Origin of the sequence: Streptomyces sp. NPDC001904, assembly GCF_040297005.1 — a bacterium.
Taxonomy (GTDB): domain Bacteria; phylum Actinomycetota; class Actinomycetes; order Streptomycetales; family Streptomycetaceae; genus Streptomyces.
Genome location: NZ_JBEOYI010000016.1, coordinates 118280 through 140784 on the forward strand (window position 1 = coordinate 118280; position 22505 = coordinate 140784).

Below are 22505 nucleotides of genomic sequence, written 5' to 3' on the forward strand. Positions count from 1 at the left end.
AGGGTAAGGGCCGCCTCCCCCTGTTCCGTAAGCCCGCGGTCGGCCTGAAGCGTCATGACTTCGCTACAACACGAAACGTTCGTCGCCGGGCACAAGGGGTGACGGTTCCGACCGGTGCGCCCCTTCCGCTTCCATGCGCGCCGACCTGCATGCATACGGGAGTTGCGCGTGACTCCCCGTACGGCACGAAGATGCGGGATCATGTCTGGCATGACCGAGGTGTCCTCGCTCACAGGGCGGCTGCTCGTGGCCACACCCGCCCTCGCGGACCCGAATTTCGACCGGGCGGTCGTGCTGCTTCTCGACCACGACGAGAAGGGCTCACTCGGCGTCGTCCTGAACCGGCCGACGCCGGTGGACGTCGGCGACATCCTGGAGGGCTGGGGCGAGCTGGCCGGTGAGCCGGGCGTCGTCTTCCAGGGCGGTCCGGTCTCCCTCGACTCGGCGCTCGGCGTCGCGGTGATCCCCGGCGGTGCCTCGGCGGACGGTCCCCTCGGCTGGCGCCGGGTGCACGGCGCGATCGGTCTCGTCGACCTGGAGGTGCCGCCGGAGCTGCTGGCCGCGGCCCTCGGCTCGCTGCGGATCTTCGCCGGATACTCGGGCTGGGGTCCCGGCCAGTTGCAGGACGAGCTGTCCGAGGGTGCCTGGTACGTCGTCGAGTCGGAGCCGGGCGACGTCTCCGCGACCCGACCGGAGGGACTGTGGCGGGCGGTGCTGCGCCGCCAGCGCAGCGAGCTGGCGATGGTGGCGACCTATCCGGACGATCCCTCGCTCAACTAAGCGCGCCGGCGACTCTTCGCCCTGGGGGCAGGCTTAAGTACCCTTGGCGGTTATGAGCACTCTTGAGCCCGAGCGCGGGACAGGTACGGGGACCCTCGTAGAGCCGACGCCGCAGACGTCGCACGGTGACGGCGATCATGAGCGCTTCGCCCACTATGTCCAGAAGGACAAGATCATGGCGAGCGCCCTGGACGGTACGCCTGTCGTGGCGCTCTGCGGCAAGGTGTGGGTCCCGGGCCGTGACCCGAAGAAGTACCCCGTCTGTCCCATGTGCAAGGAGATCTACGAGTCCATGGGCTCGGGCGGCGACAACGACAAGGGCAAGGACGGCGGCGGCAAGTAGCGGCCCCCTCCTTCGCCGGCGAGGCCCCCGGTGCGCGGTGACGCGCACCGGGGGCCTTTGTGTTGCCCGTAAACCATTGCGCTCAATGGTCCAGTCCTTCTAGCCTCCGTCCTGTTGTGCACAGCGAAACAGCCATTGCGTATGTTGCAACGACTATTCGGAGGCGTTTCCGATGAAGCCCCTTGCCCGAACAGCCCTTCCGCTCACCGCTCTTGTGCTCGCCGCGACTGCCGCGTGCGCCCCCGGCACGTCCGGCGGCAGTGACTCCGCGAAGGACGACAAGAGCGGCACGCTGCGCGTCTGGCTCTTCCAGGAGGTCAACAACGGCCCCAAGAAGAAGGTCATGGACGCGGCCGTCGACACCTTCGAGAAGGCGCACGACGGCGCCCAGGTGAAGATCGAGTACATACCCGTCGAGACCCGCGCCGAGAAGATCAAGGCCGCCTTCACCGACCCGAAGAGCGCCCCGGACGTCATCGAGTACGGCAACACGGACACCGCCGGATACGTGAAGGACGGCGGACTCGCGGACGTGACGAAGGAGTTCGGGGCCTGGGACGAGGCCGCCGACACCGACCCGACCGCCAAGGAGTCGGTGACCGTCGACGGGAAGATCTACGGCGCCCCCTACTTCGTCGGCGTCCGCGCGCTGTACTACCGCACCGACGTCTTCAAGGACCTCGGGATCGACGTCCCGAAGACGCAAGGGGAACTCGCCGCCACCGCCAAGAAGATCCACAAGACGAAGCCCGAGCTGTACGGGCTCGCGGTCGGCGGCGCCTACACCTACGGCGCGATGCCGTTCATCTGGGCCAACGGCGGCGAACTCGCCGAGAAGAAGGGCGACGCGTACACCGCGGCCATCGACAGCCCGGCCGCCCGGAAGGGCATCAAGGCCTACACCTCGCTCTTCGGCGACGCCAACTGTCCCGCCGCCAAGTGCGCCGCGATGGGCGGCAACGACACCGTCACCGCCTTCGCCTCCGGCAAGGCCGCCATGGCCATCGGCGGCGACTTCAGCCACCAGGCCATGGAGGACGGCACGGTGAAGGGCAAGTACGCCGTCGTGCCGCTGCCCGGCGTGAAGAAGGGGGACATCGCGCCCGCCTTCGCCGGCGGCAACAACATCGGCGTACTGAAGAGCACCTCGCACCGCACGCTCGCCGTCGACCTCATGAAGCAGCTCGCGGGCAAGGACGCGCAGCGCGCCCTGTTCTCCGGGATGGGCTTCCTGCCCACCTACACCGACGTGCGCCAGGACGTCGCCGAGGAGGAGCCGTTCGTCGCGCCCTTCGTGAAGACCCTCGGCGCCGGCGCGAAGTTCGTGCCCGCCTCGCCCGGCTGGGCGCAGATCGACGCCTCCCAGGTCCTGCCCACCATGTTCCAGGAGATCGTCAGCGGCCGTAAGGACGTCAAGGCGGCCTCCGGGGACGCCGCGAAGAAGATGGACGCCGCGTTCGGGGCCGCCGGGTGAGCTCCGTGCCCGCGCGGGGCGGGAGATGGGCGCCCTGGCTCTATCTCGCCCCCGCGCTCGTCCTGCTGGGCGGTCTGCTCGTCTACCCGATCTACCAGCTCGGCCTGATCTCGTTCCTGGAGTACACCCAGGCCCAGGTCAGCGGCGGCGCCCCGACCACCTTCCGCGGCCTCGGCAACTACCAGGAGCTGTTCTCCGACAGCCAGTTCTGGCAGGTGCTGCTCGCCACCGTGCTGTTCGCGGCGGCCTGCGTCGTCTCCACGCTCCTGGTGGGCTGCGCGCTCGCCGTGCTGCTCACGCGGGTGCGGGCCGTACCCCGGCTCGCCCTGATGCTGGCCGCGCTCGGCGCCTGGGCCACCCCGGCGATCACCGGGTCCACCGTCTGGATGTTCCTCTTCGACGCGGACTTCGGCCCGGTGAACAAGGTCCTCGGGCTCGGCGACTTCTCGTGGACGTACGGCCGCTACAGCGCCTTCGCGCTGGTCCTGCTCGAAGTGGTCTGGTGCTCCTTCCCGTTCGTGATGGTCACCGTGTACGCGGGCATCCGCGCCATCCCGGGCGAGGTTCTGGAGGCGGCGTCCCTCGACGGCGCCTCCCAGTGGCGGACCTGGCGCTCCGTCACCGCGCCGATGCTGCGGCCGATCCTGGTCGTCGTCACCATCCAGTCGGTCATCTGGGACTTCAAGGTCTTCACCCAGATCTACGTGATGACGGGCGGCGGCGGCATCGCCGGACAGAACCTCGTCCTCAACGTGTACGCGTACCAGAAGGCGTTCGCCGGAAGCGAGTACAGCCTCGGCTCGGCCATCGGCGTCGTGATGCTCGTCATCCTGCTCGTGGTCACGCTCGTCTATCTGCGGCTGATGCGCAGGGAGGGCAGGGAACTGTGAGAATCCAACGGCCCTGGCGGCTCGCCGCCGAGGCGTCCGCGCTGCTCATCGCGCTCGTCGTCGCCTTTCCCCTCTATTGGATGGTGCTCAGCGCCCTCAAACCGGCCGGGGAGATCGAATCGACCGAGCCGCGCCCCTGGACGCTCGATCCGTCGCTCGACTCCTTCCGCCGCGTCTTCCAACAGCAGGAATTCGGCCGTTACTTCGTCAACAGCCTGATCGTGGCGGGGACGGTCGTGGTGGTCTCGGCGCTCGTCGCGTTTCTCGCGGCGACGGCCGTGACGCGCTTTCGATTCCGGTTCCGTACGACGCTGCTCATCATGTTCCTCGTCGCGCAGATGGTGCCGGTCGAGGCCCTGACCATTCCGCTCTTCTTCCTCATGCGGGACTTCGGGCAGCTCAACACGCTCGGCTCGCTGATCCTGCCGCACCTCGCGTTCTCGCTGCCGTTCGCGATCTGGATGCTGCGCGGATTCGTGAAAGCCGTGCCCGAGGCGCTGGAGGAGGCCGCCTACCTGGACGGTGCCAGCCGTTCCCGCTTCCTGTGGCAGATCCTCTTTCCCCTGGTCTTCCCGGGCCTTGTGGCGACGAGTGTCTTCTCCTTCATCTCCACCTGGAACGACTTCCTGTTCGCGAAGTCGTTCATCATCAGCGACACCTCCCAGTCGACGCTTCCGATGGCCCTGCTCGTCTTCTTCAAACCGGACGAGAACGACTGGGGCGGAATCATGGCAGCGTCGACCGTGATGACCATTCCGGTACTGGTCTTCTTCGTACTCGTACAGCGGCGCCTGGTGTCCGGGCTCGGCGGCGCGGTTAAGGACTGAGCTTCATGGAACTGATTCCGGCCCCCCGATCGGTCGCCGGTTACGGCGATCAGTACCTCGCCGTCGGCGAGGACACCGGGATCGCCGCCGGGGCGGGCACCGAGGACACCGCCCGCTGGCTGCGCGCCACACTCGGCGCCGCGACCGGGTTCTCGTTCGAGCCCCGGCGGGAGGGCGACGATCTCGTCCGGCTGACCGTCGACGACACCCTGCCGACGGAGGGGTACCGCCTCTCCGTCACCCCGCGCGGCGTCGACCTGCGGGGCGGCTCCCCGGCCGGGGTGTTCTGGGGCGCGCAGACCCTGCGCCAGCTCCTCGGCCCGGACGCCTTCCGGCGCGCACCCCTGCCCGGCCGCGTCTGGCGGCTGCCGCTGACCGACATCGAGGACGGGCCCCGCTTCGGCTGGCGCGGCGCGATGCTCGACGTCGCCCGGCACTTCATGCCGAAGGACGGCGTGCTGCGCTTCATCGACCTGCTGGCCGCGCACAAGCTGAACGTCTTCCACTTCCACCTCAGCGACGACCAGGGCTGGCGCATCGAGATCAAGCGCCACCCGAAGCTCACCGAGGACGGCTCCTGGCGCACCAGGACCAAGTACGGGCACCGGGCCTCGGAGCTGTGGGAGGACAAGCCGCACGGCGGCTTCTACACCCAGGACGACATCCGCGAGATCGTCGCCTACGCCCACGCCCGGCACATCGCCGTCGTCCCCGAGATCGACATCCCGGGCCACTCCCAGGCCGCCATCCACGCCTACCCGGAACTCGGCAACGCCGACGTCGTCGACACGGCGGCCCTGCCCGTCTGGGACACCTGGGGCGTCAACCCCAACGTCCTCGCCCCGACCGAGACCGTCCTGCGCTTCTACGAGGGCGTCTTCGAGGAGATCCTGGAGCTGTTCCCCTCCACCTTCGTCCACGTCGGCGGGGACGAGTGCCCGAAGGACCAGTGGAAGGCCTCGCCGACCGCGCAGGCCCGGATCGCGGAACTCGGCCTGAAGGACGAGGACGAGCTCCAGTCCTGGTTCATCCGGCACTTCGACACCTGGCTGAGCGAGCGCGGCCGCCGGCTCGTCGGCTGGGACGAGATCCTGGAGGGCGGGCTCGCCCCCGGCGCGACCGTCTCCTCGTGGCGCGGCTACGAGGGCGGGATCACCGCCGCACGCGCGGGCCACGACGTCGTCATGTGCCCGCTCCAGCAGGTCTACCTGGACTACCGGCAGTCCGACGGCGCCGACGAACCCGTCCCCATCGCGTACGTCCGCACCCTGGAGGACGTCTACCGCTTCGAGCCGGTTCCGCCGCAGCTCACCGAGGAGGAGGCCCGCCACGTCCTGGGCACCCAGGCCAATCTGTGGACCGAGGTGACGGAGAACGCGCAGCGCGTCGACTACCAGGCGTTCCCGCGCCTGTGCGCCTTCAGCGAGGTGGCCTGGAGCGAGCTGCCGGAGCCCGGGGAGCGCGACTACGCGGACTTCGAGCGCCGGATGACCGCCCACTACCGGCGACTTGACGCCCTCGGCGTCGAGTACCGGCGTCCCGGCGGCCCGTTGCCCTGGCAGCAGCGCCCCGGCGTGCTCGGCCGCCCGCTGGAGGGCCCGCCCCCGAACGCGTGAGCAGCACCGGTCGTGGGGGGGGGGGGGGGGGCGGGCGGCCGCGCGCCCCCCCCCGCGCCCCCCGCACCCAGCGCACCCGGCGCGGTAGGCGGCGCGGGGGGGGGGGGAGGGGGGGCGGGGGGGCGGCCCCCGCGGCCCCCCCCCCCGCCCCCCGCCACGACCGGGCCCCCTGCACGCCCTCCCATACGTCACCGAAGAGTGCCAATTCGTGCGCACGGGCGATGCACTGCCATTTCGGTCATCTCCCAGGTGGAAGGGGCGAATGCCTCCTACCGGACCCCCTCTCCGGGCTCCGGGGAAGATGTGCCAGAGTTGCCACGTCCGGCCTGTCAGCACGTACCGTACGGCGGAACAGGCGTAACGGCGGGAACGGCGGTCACACGCGGACCACGCGGGGACCGGCGCACCGCCGGGCGCGCGGCCGGACATCGGGAAGGGGCAGCCGGTTTGACCACGCACGCACCGCAGGCGACACAGGCCGCGGTACTTCCGGGTTCGCTGGACGAGGCGGTCGCGGCGCTCGCCGCGATGCCCGCAGCCGTGCCCGTCGCCGGCGGCACCGACCTCATGGCCCAGGTCAACGCGGGTCAACTCCGTCCCGCGGCCCTGGTCGGCCTCGGCCGGATCAGCGAGATCCGCGGCTGGCAGTACCAGGACGGGCACGCGCTGCTCGGCGCCGGCCTGACCCACGCCCGCATGGGCCGCCCCGACTTCGCCGCGCTCATCCCGGCCCTCGCCGCGTCCGCCCGCGCCGCGGGCCCGCCGCAGATCCGCAACGCGGGCACGCTCGGCGGCAACATCGCCTCGGCCGCCCCGACCAACGACGCGCTGCCCGTACTGGCCGCCCTGGAAGCCACGTTGATCATCGCGGGGCCCGGCGGCGCGCGCCGCGAGGTCCCCGTCTCGCATCTGCTCGCGGGCATGGAGATGCTGCGGCCCGGCGAGCTGATCGGCTTCGTGCGGGTGCCGCTGCTGCACGCGCCGCAGGTGTTCCTGAAGGCGACCGGCCGGACCGGCCCCGGGCGGGCGACGGCCTCCGTCGCGCTCGTCCTCGACCCGGCCCGGCGCGGGGTGCGCTGCGCGGTCGGCGCGATCGCGCCGATGCCGCTGCGCCCGCTGGAGGCCGAGCAGTGGGTGGCCTCGCTCATCGACTGGGACGGCGAGCGCGGCGCGCTCGTGCCGGAGGCGATCCAGGCGTTCGGCGAGTACGTCGCCGCGGCCTGCATCCCCGACCCGGCCCCGGCCCCGGACGGCACGCAGGAGGCGCTGCCGCCCGCCGTGACCCATCTGCGGCGCACCGTCGCCGCCCTGGCCCGACGTGCACTCGGGAGGGCGCTGTCGTGACGAACGAGTACCCCGGACCCGACCCGCACGACCAGCACGGCCAGGGGGACGGCTGGCAGCGGCTGCCGCAGGGCGAGTACGACTCCGACGCCACGGCCTTCGTCCAACTGCCGCCCGACGGCTTCCCCGACGCGCCGCTGGCCGCACCGGGGCACGGGTACGTGCCGCCGCAGATAACGGTGAGCCCGGCCACCGGCGCCGCCGCCACCGACCCGGCGGCGACCGGCGTGTGGGTGCTGCCGCCGGACCTGACGGGCGCGGCCCCGCAGCCGCCCGCCCCGCAGCCCGCCGAGGGCCGTGACGTCAGCTGGCCCGAGGCGAACCGGGAGCCGTACGGCAGCGGTGTCACCGAGGCCGCGCAGGGGCAGACCGGCCAGTGGTCGATCCCCGTCGCGGGCGGTGAACTCCCCGACGAGTCCGGCGAGTTCACGACGTCCGCACTGGCCTCCCAGTGGGGCGACCGGATGCCGCCCGCGACCCTGCCGGGCGGCGCGCCCGCGCCGTGGGCGACGCAGGACTGGGCGCGGGAGCCCGCCCCGGAGCAGGCCCCGGAACCGCAGCCCGAGCCGCAGGCGCCGGAACCGCAGCCGGAGGTGTCCGCGCAGGCCTGGGCCCAGGAGGCGCCGGCCGCCGTGCCGGACGCACCCGCCGAGGAGCCCGAGCCGGAGCCCGAGCCGGCCGCCGACGAGCACCCCGTGCCCGACGAGCACCCCGTGCCCGACGAGCACCCCGTGCCCGACGAACCGGCCGTGCCCGCGGCCGAGGAGCCGGAGCCCGCCGAGCCGCCCGCCCCGGAGGACGACGCGACGGCCCTGCCCGAGCCGGCCGCCGAGCCCGAGGCCGTGGCCGAGCCCGAGCAGACGGCCACCGTCACCCCCCTCCACGACGACCACCCCCTCGCCAGCTACGTCCTGCGGGTCAACGGCGCCGACCGCCCCGTCACGGACGCCTGGATCGGCGAGTCGCTCCTGTACGTGCTGCGCGAGCGCCTCGGCCTCGCGGGCGCCAAGGACGGCTGCTCGCAGGGCGAGTGCGGCGCGTGCAACGTGCAGGTGGACGGCCGGCTCGTCGCCTCCTGCCTGGTCCCGGCGGCGACCGCGGCGGGCAGCGACGTCCGTACCGTCGAGGGCCTGGCCGAGGACGGGCAGCCCTCCGACGTGCAGCGCGCGCTGGCCGCGTGCGGCGCCGTCCAGTGCGGGTTCTGCGTCCCCGGCATGGCGATGACGGTGCACGACCTGCTGGAGGGCAACCCCGACCCCACCGACCTGGAGACCCGCAAGGCGCTGTGCGGCAACCTGTGCCGCTGCTCCGGCTATCGCGGTGTCCTGGACGCGGTGCGCGAGGTGGCCGCCGAGCGCCGGGCGTCCCGCGCGGCGGCGGCCGAACAGGGCGAGCCGGGCGAGCAGCCAGAGGACGACGAGGAGCCCCGCATCCCGCGGCAGGCGGGACCGGCCAGTGGTGACCTGTTCCAGGACGGAGGCCAGGCGTGACGAACGAGACCACCGAGGCCCCCGCGGGCCTGACCCCCGAGCCGGAGGGGATCCCGCACGGCCTGGGCACGACACTGCCCTCGGCGGAGGCCAGAGCGAAGGCGGAGGGCACCTTCCCCTACGCCGCCGACCTGTGGGCCGAAGGGCTCCTGTGGGCGGCGATCCTGCGTTCGCCCCACGCGCACGCGCGCGTGCTCTCCATCGACACCACCCACGCGCGCGAGATGCCCGGCGTGCGCGCGGTCGTCACGCACGAGGACGTGCCCGGCGGCCCGCCCGCCGGCCACCGCACCGCGGACCGCCCGGTGTTCGCCTCCGACGTCGTCCGCCATCACGGCGAGGCGCTCGCGGCGGTGGCGGCGGACCACCCGGACACGGCCCGGATGGCCGCGGCGGCGATCATCGTCGAGTACGAGATCCTCGAACCGGTCACGGACCCGGAGCAGTCCTTCGGGGCCGAACCGCTGCACCCCGACGGCAATCTGGTCCGGCACATCCCGCTCGCCCACGGCGACGCCGAGGCGCAGGGCGAGGTGATCGTCGAGGGCCTGTACCGCATCGGCCGCCAGGACCCGGCGCCGATCGGCGCCGAGGCGGGGCTCGCCGTGCCGCGCCCCGACGGCGGCGTGGAGCTGTACATCGCGTCGAACGACCCGCACGGCGACCGCGACGCGGCGGCGGCCCGCTACGGCCTGGAGCCGGAGCGCGTGAAGGTCGTCGTCACCGGAGTGCCCGGCGCGACCGGCGACCGCGAGGACCCGAGCTTCCATCTGCCGCTGGGCCTGCTGGCCCTGCACACGGGCTGCCCGGTCAAGCTGACGGCGACCCGCGAGGAGTCCTTCCTCGGCCACCCGCACCGCCACCCGACACTGCTGAGGTACCGTCACCACGCCGACGCCGACGGCCGGTTGGTGAAGGTGGAGGCCCAGATCCTGCTGGACGCGGGCGCCTACGCGGACACGTCGTCGGACGCGCTCGCGGCGGCCGTCGCCTTCGCCTGCGGCCCCTACGTCGTCCCGCACGCCTCCATCGAGGGCTGGGCGGTGCGCACCAACAACCCGCCGTCCGGGCACGTCCGCGGCGAGGGCGCGATGCAGGTCTGCGCCGCGTACGAGGCCCAGATGGACAAGCTGGCGAAGAAGACCGGCATCGACCCGGCCGAACTGCGCATGCGCAACGTGCTGGCGACCGGTGACGTGCTGCCCACCGGCCAGACGGTGACCTGCCCGGCGCCGGTCGCCGAACTCCTCGACGCGGTACGGGAGTTCCCGCTCCCCGCGCTGCCCAAGGACACTCCCGAGGAGGACTGGCTGCTGCCCGGCGGCCCGGAGGGCGCGGGCGAGCCCGGCGCGGTCCGGCGCGGTGTCGGCTACGGCATCGGCATGGTCCACATGCTCGGCGCCGAGGGCGCCGACGAGGTCTCCACGGCCACGGTCAAGGTCCACGACGGCGTCGCCACGGTCATCTGCGCGGCCGTCGAGACGGGCCAGGGATTCTCGACGCTGGCCCGCCAGATCGTCCAGGACACGCTCGGCATCGACGAGGTCCACGTGGCCCCCGTCGACACGGACCAGCCCCCGGCCGGACCCGGCTGCCGCGGCCGCCACACGTGGGTCTCGGGCGGCGCGGTCGAGCGCGCGGCGAAGATGGTCCGCACCCAGCTCCTGCAGCCCCTGGCCCACAAGTTCGGCATGTCCACGGAGCTGCTCCAGATCGCCGACGGCAAGATCACCTCGTACGACGGGGTGCTGTCCACCACGGTCCAGGAGGCCATGGACGGCAAGGAGCTGTGGGCGACGGCCCAGTGCCGCCCGCATCCGACCGAGCCGCTGGACGCCCAGGGCCAGGGCGACGCCTTCGTCGGCCTCGCCTTCTGCGCGATCCGCGCGGTCGTGGACGTCGACATCGAGATCGGTTCCGTACGGGTCGTCGAGCTCGCGGTGGCGCAGGACGTCGGCCGCATCCTCAACCCCGGTCAGCTCGCCGCCCGCATCGAGGCGGGCGTCACCCAGGGCGTGGGCGCGGCCCTCACCGAGAACCTGCGCACCGCGAAGGGCATCGTGCGCCGCCCCGACCTGACCGGCTACGCGCTGCCCACGTCGCTGGACGCCCCGGACATCCGCATCGTGAAGCTCGTGGAGGAGCGCGACGTGGTGGCCCCCTTCGGCGCGAAGGCGGCGAGCGCGGCCCCGGTCGTCGCCTCCCCGGCGGCGGTCGCCTCGGCGGTCCGCGCGGCGACGGGCCGCCCCGTCAACCGCCTCCCGATCCGCCCGCAGGCGGCGGTGGTGACCCCGGACCCGGCACCGGTCATGGAGCCCCAGTAGCCATGCCGACCGATCACGAGCCCGAGCAGCCCCGGGCCTACGAGCCCGCCCCGTCCGCCGGGAAGCTGTTCCTCTTCGTCCTCGCGTTCGTCGCCTTCGCGGTGATCGTCGTGGGCGGAGGCGTGATCCTCGTGACGGGCTGAGCACGGAAGAACCCCGGCGCCCTTCGCGGGCTGCCGGGGTTCTTCTTCCAGAGGCCGTAACCGGAATCGAACCGGTGTGCTTCGCTTTGCAGGCGAATCCCTAAGCCACTCGGGCATACGGCCGAGCTCGTGCTGATGTCCTCGACCGTAGGGCGTGCTTCCGCCCGCCTCAAGGGTTCCGCGCGGCCCGCAACGGGACTGCCATACGCCGTTCATGAACGAACGGACGGACGTAGGACCAAGGGACCAGGACGAGCCCGACTCCGGACAGGGGTCAGCCGCGGTTTTGCCTCTTACGCTGATCGGCATGACCGCTCTCGACGACGCCGACCTCGCCGCCCCGGCCACCGAAGCCCCCGCCACCGGGGCCGCCGCCCCCGACGGAGGCGTCCTCGGGCGCGGGTACCGCGCGCTGAGCATCGGCATCGTCACGGTCATCGTGCTCATCGCCTTCGAGGCGACCGCCGTCGGCACCGCGATGCCGGTCGCCGCACGGGACCTGGACGGGGTGGCGCTGTACGCCTTCGCGTTCTCCGCGTACTTCACCACCAGCCTCTTCGGCATGGTCCTCGCGGGCCAGTGGGCCGACCGGCGCGGGCCGCTCGGGCCCGTCGGCGCCGGGATCGGGGCGTTCGCGGCCGGGCTGCTGCTGGCCGGGACCGCCGCGAACATGTGGACGTTCATCGCGGGCCGCGCCGTGCAGGGCCTCGGCGGCGGGCTCGTCATCGTCGCGCTGTACGTCGTCGTCAGCCGGGCCTACCCGGCGCGGCTGCGCCCCGCGATCCTGGCGGCGTTCGCCGCGGCCTGGGTCGTGCCGTCGGTCGTGGGGCCGCTGGCGGCCGGGGCCGTCACCCAGCACCTCGGCTGGCGCTGGGTCTTCCTCGGCATCCCGGTACTGGTCCTGCTGCCGCTCGGGCTCGCGCTGCCGCAGATCCGGCGGCAGGCGGGCGGCCCGCCCCCCCCGAAGCCGCCGCCGGCCCGCCCGCGGCGTTCGAGCGGCGCCGGATCCGGCTCGCGTTCGGCATCTCGGCGGGCGCCGGGCTGCTCCAGTACGCGGCCCAGGACCCGGCCTGGACCGCCCTGCTGCCCGGCGCGGCCGGGGCCGCGTTCCTCGTGCCGTCCGTGCTCGGGCTGCTGCCGCGCGGCACCTACCGGGCCGTGCGCGGACTGCCGTCCGTGGTGCTGCTGCGCGGGATCGCGGCGGGCTCGTTCATCGCGGCCGAGTCGTTCGTGCCGCTGATGCTCGTCACCCAGCGGGGCGTGTCGCCGACGATGGCCGGGCTCTCGCTCGCCGCGGGCGGCGCCACCTGGGCGATCGGCTCGTGGGCGCAGGCCAGGCCCCGCATGGAGCCGTACCGCGAGCGGCTCGCGGCCCTCGGCATGGTCCTCGTCGCCGCCGCCATCGCCACCGTGCCGCTCGTGCTGATCGACTCCGTACCGGTCTGGCTGGTGGCCGTGGCCTGGGCGTACGGCTGCCTGGGCATGGGCATCGTGACCTCCGCCACCAGCGTGCTGCTGCTCCAGCTGTCCGCCCCCGAGGAGGCGGGTACGAACTCCGCCGCCCTCCAGATCTCCGACGGCCTCTCGAACACCCTGCTGCTCGCGGCGGGCGGCGCCGCCTTCGCGGCCCTCGGCGGGGGAGCGGTCGGCCACGGCGTGGCCCAGGGCGCGGGCGGCGCGCACCCGGCCGCGTTCGTCGCCGTGTTCCTGCCGATGGCGGCCGTCGCGCTGGTCGGCGTGGCCGTGGCGACGCGGCTGCGCGCCGCCACGACCAGCGGGGACGCGCCGGTGACGACGGGCTGACTACCGGTGAAATGCGGGGAGTTGATCTGTGACCCACGTCCCAACCGGCGCCCGCCCGGCCTCGTGAGGCGGAAACGTCAACCTCGCCACCGGTAGGGTGGACCGGTTGTCATACGCCCCCGATCTGCCGAGCCGGAGACCGTGACCACCGCCAACGACGCCAGCGCCGCCGCCCCGCCCACCGCTCCGACCCCGTCCAGCCACCTCTCGCCCGCCTTCCCCGGCCGCGCCCCCTGGGGCACGGCCAACAAGCTGCGTGCCTGGCAGCAGGGGGCGATGGAGCGGTACATCCAGGAGCAGCCCCGCGACTTCCTCGCGGTCGCGACCCCGGGCGCCGGCAAGACCACCTTCGCGCTCACCCTCGCCTCCTGGCTGCTGCACCACCACGTCGTGCAGCAGGTGACCGTGGTCGCACCGACCGAGCACCTGAAGAAGCAGTGGGCGGAGGCGGCCGCGCGCGTCGGCATCAAGCTGGACCCGGAGTACAGCGCGGGCCCGCTCAGCAGGGAGTACGACGGCGTCGCCATCACGTACGCGGGCGTCGGCGTGCGCCCGATGCTGCACCGCAACCGCAGCGAGCAGCGCAAGACGCTCGTCATCCTCGACGAGATCCACCACGCCGGTGACTCCAAGTCGTGGGGCGAGGCGTGCCTGGAGGCCTTCGAGCCCGCCACCCGCCGCCTGGCGCTGACCGGTACGCCGTTCCGGTCCGACACCAATCCGATCCCCTTCGTCCAGTACGAGGAGGGCAACGACGGCATCCGCCGCTCCTCGGCCGACTACACCTACGGCTACGGCAGCGCGCTCGCCGACGGCGTCGTGCGGCCGGTGATATTCCTCAGCTACAGCGGCAACATGCGCTGGCGCACCAAGGCCGGCGACGAGATCGCCGCCCGCCTCGGCGAGCCGATGACCAAGGACGCGATCAGCCAGGCCTGGCGCACCGCCCTCGATCCGCGCGGCGAGTGGATGCCGAGCGTGCTGCGCGCCGCCGACGCCCGCCTCACCGAGGTCAGGAAGGGCATCCCGGACGCGGGCGCCCTCGTCATCGCCTCCGACCAGGAGCAGGCCCGTGCCTACGCCAAGCTGATCCGCGAGATCACCGGCTCGAAGGCGACCCTGGTGCTGTCCGACGACACCGGCGCCTCGAAGCGGATCGACGACTTCAGCGCGAGCGAGGACCGCTGGATGGTCGCCGTCCGCATGGTGTCGGAGGGCGTCGACGTCCCGCGCCTGGCGGTCGGCGTCTACGCCACCACCATCTCCACCCCGCTCTTCTTCGCGCAGGCCGTCGGCCGTTTCGTGCGCTCCCGGCGGCGCGGCGAGACCGCGTCCGTGTTCCTGCCGACCGTCCCCGACCTCCTCGGCCACGCCAACGAGATGGAGGTCGAGCGCGACCACGTGCTCGACAAGCCGAAGAAGGAGGGGGAGGAGGACCCCTACGCCGAGTCCGAGAAGGAGATGGACGAGGCGAACAAGCAGGAGGACGAGGACACCGGGGAGCAGGAGCAGTTCTCCTTCGAGGCCCTGGAGTCCGAGGCCGTCTTCGACCGCGTCCTCTACGACGGCGCCGAATTCGGCATGCAGGCCCACCCCGGCAGCGAGGAGGAGCAGGACTACCTCGGCATCCCCGGCCTGCTCGAACCCGACCAGGTGCAGCTGCTCCTCCAGAAGCGGCAGGCCCGGCAGATCGCGCACAGCAAGAAGAAGCCCGACAGCGAGGCCGACCTCCTCGAACTGCCCGCCGAGCGGCGGCCCGTCGTCTCCCACAAGGAGATGATGGAGCTGCGCAAGAAGCTCAACACGATGGTCGGCGCGTACGTGCATCAGAGCGGCAAGCCGCACGGCGTCATCCACACCGAGCTGCGCCGGGTCTGCGGCGGCCCGCCGAGCGCCGAGGCCACCGCCGGACAGCTGCGCCAGCGCATCACCAAGGTCCAGGAGTGGGCGACCCGCATGCAGTGAACCCGGACGGCAAGTGCGGGCAATCACCCACAAGTCCGGCTTCCGGCTGACCGGATTCTGGACGGAGTCTTCCGCTCAGCGGGACGGTCTCGCTAGATTCCGGGAACGCACACGCCCCGTGGCAGCGCCGCCGCGGAGCGCAGCCGGTACGCACGGAATATGTGGAACGTACGCAGAAGTGGTCGCATGCAGCCGTATGCAGCCCAGCGCCTGATATCCGACCGGCGGCCTCTGACGCGCGTCGCCACGGGACCGGCGGCGCGACCGCCGCACAGGGACCGCCGACCCTCACCACTAAGGAGTGGGCGTCGTGACCGCGGAGACCTCCCAGACGCTCGACCGGGGACTGCGCGTCCTCAAACTGCTCGCCGACACCGACCACGGGCTGACCGTGACCGAGCTGTCCAACAAGCTCGGCGTCAACCGCACGGTCGTCTACCGTCTGCTCGCCACGCTGGAGCAGCACGCCCTCGTCCGTCGTGATCTGGGTGGCCGCGCCCGGGTCGGGCTCGGGGTGCTGCGCCTGGGGCGGCAGGTCCATCCGCTGGTGCGGGAGGCCGCGCTGCCGGCGTTGCGCTCGCTCGCCGAGGACATCGGGGCGACCGCGCATCTGACGCTGGTCGACGGCACCGAGGCCCTCGCGGTCGCCGTCGTCGAGCCGACCTGGACCGACTACCACGTGGCGTACCGGACGGGTTTCCGGCATCCGCTGGACCGGGGCGCCGCCGGGCGCGCCATCCTCGGGGCCCGGCAGGGCGTGCTGCCCGAGACCGGGTACACCCTCACCCACGGTGAGCTGGAGGCCGGGGCCAGTGGGGCCGCGGCGCCCCTGCTCGGGGTGAGCGGGGTGGAGGGGAGCGTCGGCGTCGTCATGCTGGCCGACGCCGTCCCCGAGCGCGTCGGGCCTCGCGTCCTGGACGCCGCCCGCGAGGTCTCTGACGCCTTGCGCTGACGAGGCCGTCGTCCGGCTGCCGGCCTCTTCTCGCGCAGTTCCCACCGGAGCCGCAGGCGAAGCCCAACGGGCGGTCACGTTAGATTGGGGGCGTGCTCAATCGCCTCAGCCGACCCAAGGCCCTCGCCCTCTGCGCGCTCCCGGTGATCGCGCTGCTCGCGATCACCGCCCTGGCCCCGCTCCCGTTCTCGGTGGCCCAGCCGGGCCCCACGACGAACGTGCTGGGGACGTCGGACGGCAAGCCGGTCATCGAGATCTCCGGCGCAGGAACCCGCGACACCAGCGGCCAGCTGCGCGCGGTGACGATCCTGGCGACGGGCCCCGACGCCTCGATCCACCTCTCGGACGTGGTCGACAGCTGGTTCCGGGACGACCGCGCGGTCATGCCCCGGGACGCCGTGTACCCGGCGGGCGACTCCACCAAGGAGATCGAGAAGCACAACCAGCAGGAGATGAAGGGCTCCCAGGACGCCGCCACCGAGGCCGCGCTCGGCTACCTCGGCGACGCGAGCAAGGACGTCCGGGTCAGCCTCCAGCTCGGCGACGTGGGCGGCCCCAGCGCGGGCCTGCTGTTCTCGCTCGGCATCGTCGACATGCTCGACGGCGACGGCAGCGGCGGCGACCTGACCGGCGGGAAGTCCATCGCGGGCACCGGCACGATCGACGCGAACGGCAAGGTCGGCGCCGTCGGCGGTGTCTCGATGAAGGTGCAGGCCGCCGACCGCGACGGCGCCACGGTCTTCCTCGTACCGAAGGCGGAGTGCGCGGACGCCACGGCCTCCGCGCCGAAGTCGATGCGGCTGGTCCCGGTGACCACGCTCAAGGGCGCGGTCACCGCGCTGACGAACCTGGAGAAGAAGTCCGGGGCCGTCCCCACCTGCTGACCTAGCCGTCGCCCTCCTTCACGAAGCCCTCCTTCACCATCCAGTCCAGGGCCACCTGGTGCGGATCCTTCCCGTCCACGTCGACCTTGGCGTTGAGGTCCTGGGCGACGGAGTTGGTCAGCTTCTTCGAGATCGGGTCCAGGACCTCGGCCATCTGCGGATACTTCTCGTAGGCCTTGGAGTTGATCTCCGGAGCCGCGTTGTAGTTCGGGAAGAAGTGCTTGTCGTCCTCCATGACCTGGAGGTTCATCGACCGGATGCGGCCGTCGGTGGTGTACACCTCGCCGAAGGTGCAACTGCCCTTCTTCACCTGGGTGTAGATGATGCCGCTGTCCATCTGCGTGATGTTCGACGCGGGAATCTTCATCCCGTACGTCTTCTCCATGCCCCGCAGACCGTCGGCCCGGTTGGCGAACTCGCTCTCCACGCACACCGTGACGGCCTTGGGGTCCGACTTCGCGAGCGCGGCGACCTCGGAGAGGGTCTTCGTGCCGTACTTCTTGAAGTTGGCCTGGTTCATGGCGAGCGCGTAGGTGTTGTTCAGCGGGGCGGGCGGCAGCCACGTGATGCCGTTCTTGGCGTCCGCCTCCTTGACCGCCAGCCACTGCTTCTGCGGGTCGGTGATCGGATCGGAATTGCCGAGGTACGTGATCCAGGCGGTGCCCGTGTACTCGTACATGGCGTCGGCGTCACCGGACTTGATGGCCTCGCGGGCGCCGACCGAGCCCTGGATGCCGGTCCGGTCGATGACCTCGGCGCCGGCCGCCTGGAAGGCGATGCCCATGATCGCGCCGAGGATCAGCTGTTCGGTGAACTCCTTGGAGGTGACGACGAGGTCGGCGCCCTTGAGCGGTTCGCCCTTGCCGATGGAGCCGGGGGAGACGTCGTCGACCATCGGACTGCCGCTGGTCAGCCCGCACCCGGCGAGCAGGGCGAGCCCGGCGGCCGCCGCCACGGTCACGCGCAGGGGGTGCTTCATGTCCGCGCCTCCAGTCCGCGCGGGCTGAGCAGCACCTCGGCCAGCGATGCCAGCCAGTCCACCAGCAGGGCGAGCGCGATCGTCAGGATGGAGCCGAGCAGCAGGATCGGCATGCGCTGGTTGGTGATGCCGGCCTGGATGAGTGTGCCGAGGCCCCCGCCGCCGCCGAACACCGCGAGGGTGGCCGTGCCGACGTTGAGGACGAGCGCGGTGCGCACCCCGGCCAGGATCAGCGGCACCGCCAGCGGCAGTTCCACCCTGGCCAGCACCATCGCCGGCGACATGCCGATGCCGCGCGCCGCCTCCATGAGGGTCGGGTCGTTGGCCTTCAGGCCCGCGATCGTGTTGGAGAGCACCGGCAGGATCGCGTAGATGATGATGCCGATCAGCGCGGACCGCTGGCCGGTGCCCAGCCAGATCACCAGCAGGGCCAGCAGGCCGATCGCCGGGGTGGCCTGCCCCATGTTGGCGAGGGCCAGCGCGAACGGGGTCGCCTTGCGGAACATCCTGCGGGTCAGCAGGATCCCCAGCGGGATCGCGATGATCAGCACGAAGAACGTGGAGATGACGGTCAGCTCGATGTGCTGCTTGAGGTCCTTCCAGACCTGGCCGTCGGAGAGCGCGTTCTTCGAGATGGTGTCGAGGTCGGCGTTGCGGAACCACAGCCAGGTGATCAGCAGCACCACGGCCACCAGCGCCGGCAGGAACGTCAGCTTCTGCCAGGTGAGGCGGCGCGGCTCCTTCGGCGCGGGCGGTGTCGCCTCCCGCTCCGTGGCGTCCTCGCCGTCGTCGCGGAAGGCGAGGCCCATCACCTCGTGCTCGCCGTCGGGCCTGGCCCCCTTCGGCGGCGCGCCCTTGCGGTGCTTGCCGGGCTGTTGACTGGACGGACCGCTCACGCCTGCGCCTCCCCGTCCGGGGCGGTGGTGCCCTCCTGCTCCGCCTGGGTCTGCTGGGCGCGGGTCTCCTCCAGCTCGTGCTGGCTCTCGATGGCCTCGAGCCGGTCGGCCTCCAGGAGTTCGTGCACGGAGTTCATCAGCGTCTCCATGTCGACGACGCCCTCGTACTCGCCGCGCCGCCCGGTGACGGCGACCCGGCCCGCGTTGTCGGTGAGGACCGCCTCCAGCGCGTCGCGCAGCGTCGCGTCGTACGTCACCGTGTCGTGGACCAGGGTGCCCGCGCGGGCCAGCGAGCCCTTGGCGCGCATCAGGTCGCCGCGCCGCAGCCACTTGTAGGGGCGGCCGCGCCGGTCGAGCAGCAGCAGTTCGTTGGTGCCGGCCGCGCGCAGCTTGTCGAAGATGTCCTGGAGCGGGTCGTCGACGCTCACCGTCGGATAGTCGGTGACCTCCACGTCGCGTACGCGGCTGAGGTTGAGCCGCTTCAGCGCCGCGCCCGCGCCCACGAATCCGGAGACGAAGTCGTCGGCCGGGTTGGTGAGGATCGCCTCCGGGGTGTCGAACTGGGCGATGTGCGAGTGCTCGCGCAGCACCGCGATCCGGTCCCCGAGCTTGATCGCCTCGTCGAAGTCGTGGGTGACGAACACGATCGTCTTGTGCAGCTCGTGCTGGAGCCGGATCAGCTCGTCCTGGAGGTGGTCGCGGGTGATCGGGTCGACGGCGCCGAACGGCTCGTCCATCAGCAGCACCGGCGGGTCGGCGGCCAGCGCCCGGGCCACGCCCACGCGCTGCTGCTGACCGCCGGAGAGCTGGCGCGGGTAGCGGCCGTGGAACTCGCCCGGGTCGAGCCCGACGAGGTCGAGCATCTCCTCCACCCGCGCCGAGACCTTCGACTTCGACCAGCCGACCATCTTCGGGACGAGGGCGATGTTCTGGGCGACCGTCATGTGCGGGAAGAGCCCGGAGGACTGGATCGCGTACCCGACCTTGCGGCGGAGCTTCACCGGGTCCATGTCGGTGACGTCCTCGCCGCCGATCCGGATCCGGCCGCTCGACGGCTCGATCAGCCGGTTGATCATCTTCAGGGTGGTGGACTTACCGCACCCCGAGGGGCCGACGAAGATGATGAGTTCGCCCGCCTTGATCTCCATGTTGACGTTGTCGACGGCCGGGTTCGGGTTGCCCGGGTAGATCTTGGAGAGGTTCTCCAGCTCGATGCTGGCGCCGGAGGCCTTCGGCGCCGGGGCCGGTTCGCCGGCGGGCATGGTCGGCGTGGTCTCAGACACGGATCCCCCTCGGGATGGTCAGCCGCCCGATCAGGACGTACACGGCGTCGAAGAGCAGGGCGAGGATGATGATGCCGAGGGTTCCGGCGAGTACCTGGTTCAGTGCGTTCTTGCTGCCCAGCGAGGCGATCCCGCGGAAGATCTCGTTGCCGAGGCCGGGGCCCGAGGCGTAGGCGGCGATCGCGGCGATGCCCATCAGCATCTGCGTGGAGACCCGGATCCCGGTCAGGATCGGCGGCCACGCCAGCGGCAGCTCCACCCGCACCAGCCGGGCCATCCGGGACATGCCGATGCCCTTGGCCGCGTCGATCAGCTGCGGGTCGACACCGCGCAGGCCCACGATCGCGTTGCGCACGATCGGCAGCAGCCCGTACAGGGTCAGCGCGATGACGGTCGGCGCCACACCGATGCCGACGACCGGGATGAGCAGACCGAGCAGGGCCAGCGAGGGGATGGTCAGGATGGTGGAGGTCGCCGAGGTGGCGAGGTTGCCCGCCCAGTCGCTCCGGTACGTGATCACGCCGATCAGCGCGCCGATCACGGTCGCCAGCACCATGCACTGGAAGACCTCGCTGGCGTGCTGGTACGCGTCGAACAGCAGCTGCTGGTGATGGCTGCCGAGATAGTCCCAGAAGTTCATCGCGCCTCGCGCCGGGCGATGTACGTACAGCCGCCGGGAATCTCCCGGCGGCCCCACGTCAGGAGTCGCCCGACGCCTGCTCCACCAGCGGGATGACGCGCAGCGGAACGGGGTTCTCCATGACGATCGCGGTGGAAGCCCGGACGATGCCATCAAAACCGACAACCAGGTCGATCACCCGCTGAAGATCGGCGTTGGAGCGCGCCACGAGACGGCACAGCATGTCCCCGCTGCCGGTCGTCGTGTGCAGCTCCAGCACCTCGGGGACGCCTCCCAAGTGCGCCCTGACGTCGGCCCCTTGCCCCTGCCGGATCTCCAGCGTGGCGAACGCGGTGACCGGGTAGCCGAGCGCCGCCGGGTCCACCTGCGGGCCGAATCCGCGGATGACTCCGTTCGAGGTAAGCCGGTCGAGCCGCGCCTGCACGGTGCCGCGCGCCACGCCCAGCCGCCGGGACATCTCCAGGACCCCGATCCGCGGCTCGCGCGCCAGCAGCACAATGATCCGGCCGTCCAGATGATCGATCGCCATGCCCGCCTCCGCAGTGGTCACCCTGTACACAAAGCCAGCAGATACCGGCCCTCCGCTGGTCAGATTGTCCAGCGAATACGCAAACTATTGCGCACCTTGTGGAACAGCGGGAGCCTCCAGACATGACTGAGACAGCAGCCCACACTCCCAGCACCGCGCGCGAGGCCGACCCCTTCCCGGTGAAGGGAATGGACGCGGTCGTCTTCGCGGTCGGCAACGCCAAGCAGGCCGCGCACTACTACTCGACCGCCTTCGGCATGAAGCTCGTCGCCTACTCCGGACCGGAGAACGGCAGCCGCGAGACCGCGTCGTACGTCCTGACCAACGGCTCCGCCCGCTTCGTGTTCACCTCCGTCATCAAGGCCGCCACCGACTGGGGCCACTTCCTCCAGGACCACGTCGCGGAGCACGGCGACGGCGTCGTCGACCTCGCCATCGAGGTGCCGGACGCGCGCGCCGCGTACGCCTACGCCGTCGAGCACGGCGCCCGCGGCATCGTCGAGCCGCACGAGGTCAAGGACGACCACGGCAGCGTCGTCCTCGCCGCCATCGCCACGTACGGCAAGACCCGCCACACCCTCGTCGAGCGCTCCGGCTACGACGGCCCCTACCTGCCCGGCTACGTCGCCGCCGCCCCGATCGTCGAACCGCCCGCCAAGCGCACCTTCCAGGCGGTCGACCACTGCGTCGGCAACGTCGAACTCGGCCGGATGAACGAGTGGGTGGCCTTCTACAACAAGGTCATGGGCTTCACGAACATGAAGGAGTTCGTGGGCGACGACATCGCGACCGAGTACTCGGCGCTGATGTCGAAGGTGGTGGCCGACGGGACCCTGAAGGTGAAGTTCCCGATCAACGAGCCCGCCATCGCCAAGAAGAAGTCCCAGATCGACGAGTACCTGGAGTTCTACGGCGGCGCGGGCGTCCAGCACATCGCGCTCGCCACGAACGACATCGTCGCCTCCGTCCGCGCCATGCGCGCCGCGGGCGTCTCGTTCCTGGACACCCCGGACTCGTACTACGACACCCTCGGCGAGTGGGCGGGGGAGACCCGCGTCCCCGTCGAGACGCTGCGCGAGCTGAAGATCCTCGTCGACCGCGACGAGGACGGCTACCTGCTCCAGATCTTCACCAAGCCGGTCCAGGACAAGCCGACCGTCTTCTTCGAAATGATCGAACGCCACGGCTCCATGGGCTTCGGCAAGGGCAACTTCAAGGCCCTGTTCGAGGCGATCGAAAGGGAGCAGGAGAAGCGAGGCAACCTGTAATCACGGGGTTGTTCGTCTGCGGGTGCGTGGGGGCTGGTCGCGCAGTTCCCCGCGCCCCTGAGATGCCTGCGGCAT

General features: G+C 71.7%; 19 protein-coding genes, 1 tRNA gene and 1 pseudogene. 15 read left to right on the plus strand and 6 right to left on the minus strand.

What is annotated here, in order from left to right:
* Positions 1-210: 210 nt before the first annotated feature.
* From ABT127_RS24375 to ABT127_RS24420, 10 genes are all read left to right on the plus strand, one after another.
* A complete protein-coding gene (locus tag ABT127_RS24375) occupies positions 211-780 on the plus strand; it encodes a YqgE/AlgH family protein (protein ID WP_351453781.1) in 570 nt (189 codons plus the stop codon).
* A gap of 52 nt (positions 781-832) precedes the next feature.
* Positions 833-1123, plus strand: coding sequence for a DUF3039 domain-containing protein (locus ABT127_RS24380; protein ID WP_351453783.1), 291 nt, complete (start codon positions 833-835; stop codon positions 1121-1123).
* Between the two features lie 172 nt (positions 1124-1295).
* The gene (locus tag ABT127_RS24385) at positions 1296-2597 is read left to right on the plus strand and encodes an extracellular solute-binding protein (protein ID WP_351453785.1); all 1302 of its coding nucleotides are present in this window, start codon (positions 1296-1298) and stop codon (positions 2595-2597) included.
* Positions 2594-3487 (plus strand): carbohydrate ABC transporter permease, encoded by an 894-nt coding sequence (locus ABT127_RS24390; protein WP_351453788.1) that lies wholly within the window; start codon positions 2594-2596, stop codon positions 3485-3487. Before ABT127_RS24385 ends, ABT127_RS24390 begins: the two co-directional genes overlap by 4 nt.
* Positions 3484-4314 (plus strand): carbohydrate ABC transporter permease, encoded by an 831-nt coding sequence (locus tag ABT127_RS24395; protein ID WP_351453791.1) that lies wholly within the window; start codon positions 3484-3486, stop codon positions 4312-4314. Before ABT127_RS24390 ends, ABT127_RS24395 begins: the two co-directional genes overlap by 4 nt.
* A 5-nt stretch (positions 4315-4319) precedes the next feature.
* Complete coding sequence (locus ABT127_RS24400; protein WP_351453794.1) at positions 4320-5930, plus strand: beta-N-acetylhexosaminidase; 1611 nt, start codon at positions 4320-4322, stop codon at positions 5928-5930.
* A 447-nt stretch (positions 5931-6377) separates the two neighbouring features.
* A complete protein-coding gene (locus ABT127_RS24405) occupies positions 6378-7274 on the plus strand; it encodes an FAD binding domain-containing protein (protein ID WP_351453796.1) in 897 nt (298 codons plus the stop codon).
* On the plus strand, positions 7271-8764 hold the full coding sequence (locus ABT127_RS24410) for a (2Fe-2S)-binding protein (RefSeq protein WP_351453799.1): 1494 nt from the start codon (positions 7271-7273) through the stop codon (positions 8762-8764). The genes ABT127_RS24405 and ABT127_RS24410 overlap by 4 nt, the downstream gene beginning before the upstream one ends.
* The gene (locus tag ABT127_RS24415; protein ID WP_351453802.1) at positions 8761-11088 is read left to right on the plus strand and encodes a xanthine dehydrogenase family protein molybdopterin-binding subunit; all 2328 of its coding nucleotides are present in this window, start codon (positions 8761-8763) and stop codon (positions 11086-11088) included. Before ABT127_RS24410 ends, ABT127_RS24415 begins: the two co-directional genes overlap by 4 nt.
* A 2-nt stretch (positions 11089-11090) precedes the next feature.
* The gene (locus ABT127_RS24420) at positions 11091-11231 is read left to right on the plus strand and encodes a hypothetical protein (RefSeq protein ID WP_351453804.1); all 141 of its coding nucleotides are present in this window, start codon (positions 11091-11093) and stop codon (positions 11229-11231) included.
* A gap of 51 nt (positions 11232-11282) precedes the next feature.
* On the opposite strand, the gene ABT127_RS24425 is transcribed toward ABT127_RS24420, so the two are convergent.
* Positions 11283-11354, minus strand: a tRNA-Cys gene (locus tag ABT127_RS24425).
* Between the two features lie 184 nt (positions 11355-11538).
* Here ABT127_RS24425 and ABT127_RS24430 point away from each other — a divergent pair.
* The 4 genes and pseudogenes from ABT127_RS24430 (at position 11539) to ABT127_RS24445 (ending at position 16835) form a co-directional block, all read left to right on the plus strand.
* Positions 11539-13034, plus strand: a pseudogene (locus tag ABT127_RS24430) (MFS transporter).
* 141 nt (positions 13035-13175) lie between these two features.
* On the plus strand, positions 13176-14999 hold the full coding sequence (locus tag ABT127_RS24435) for a DEAD/DEAH box helicase (protein WP_351453806.1): 1824 nt from the start codon (positions 13176-13178) through the stop codon (positions 14997-14999).
* Positions 15000-15309: 310 nt separating this feature from the next.
* Complete coding sequence (locus ABT127_RS24440) at positions 15310-15951, plus strand: IclR family transcriptional regulator (RefSeq protein WP_111663604.1); 642 nt, start codon at positions 15310-15312, stop codon at positions 15949-15951.
* Between the two features lie 92 nt (positions 15952-16043).
* The gene (locus ABT127_RS24445; RefSeq protein ID WP_351453809.1) at positions 16044-16835 is read left to right on the plus strand and encodes a S16 family serine protease; all 792 of its coding nucleotides are present in this window, start codon (positions 16044-16046) and stop codon (positions 16833-16835) included.
* 1 nt (position 16836) lies between these two features.
* Here ABT127_RS24445 and ABT127_RS24450 read toward each other — a convergent pair whose 3' ends face one another.
* The 5 genes from ABT127_RS24450 to ABT127_RS24470 form a co-directional block, all read right to left on the minus strand.
* A complete protein-coding gene (locus tag ABT127_RS24450; RefSeq protein ID WP_351453811.1) occupies positions 16837-17814 on the minus strand; it encodes a glycine betaine ABC transporter substrate-binding protein in 978 nt (325 codons plus the stop codon).
* Positions 17811-18623: an ABC transporter permease gene (locus ABT127_RS24455; RefSeq protein WP_351453965.1), complete on the minus strand. Its 813-nt coding sequence runs from the start codon at positions 18621-18623 to the stop codon at positions 17811-17813. Before ABT127_RS24455 ends, ABT127_RS24450 begins: the two co-directional genes overlap by 4 nt.
* An 83-nt stretch (positions 18624-18706) precedes the next feature.
* Positions 18707-19972 (minus strand): betaine/proline/choline family ABC transporter ATP-binding protein, encoded by a 1266-nt coding sequence (locus ABT127_RS24460; protein WP_351453968.1) that lies wholly within the window; start codon positions 19970-19972, stop codon positions 18707-18709.
* A gap of 13 nt (positions 19973-19985) precedes the next feature.
* A complete protein-coding gene (locus ABT127_RS24465) occupies positions 19986-20633 on the minus strand; it encodes an ABC transporter permease (RefSeq protein WP_111663607.1) in 648 nt (215 codons plus the stop codon).
* A 58-nt stretch (positions 20634-20691) separates the two neighbouring features.
* A complete protein-coding gene (locus tag ABT127_RS24470; RefSeq protein ID WP_351453814.1) occupies positions 20692-21162 on the minus strand; it encodes an Lrp/AsnC family transcriptional regulator in 471 nt (156 codons plus the stop codon).
* 122 nt (positions 21163-21284) lie between these two features.
* On the opposite strand from ABT127_RS24470, the gene hppD reads away from it, so the two are divergent.
* On the plus strand, positions 21285-22430 hold the full coding sequence (gene hppD / locus ABT127_RS24475; RefSeq protein ID WP_351453816.1) for a 4-hydroxyphenylpyruvate dioxygenase: 1146 nt from the start codon (positions 21285-21287) through the stop codon (positions 22428-22430).
* Positions 22431-22505 lie beyond the last annotated feature (75 nt).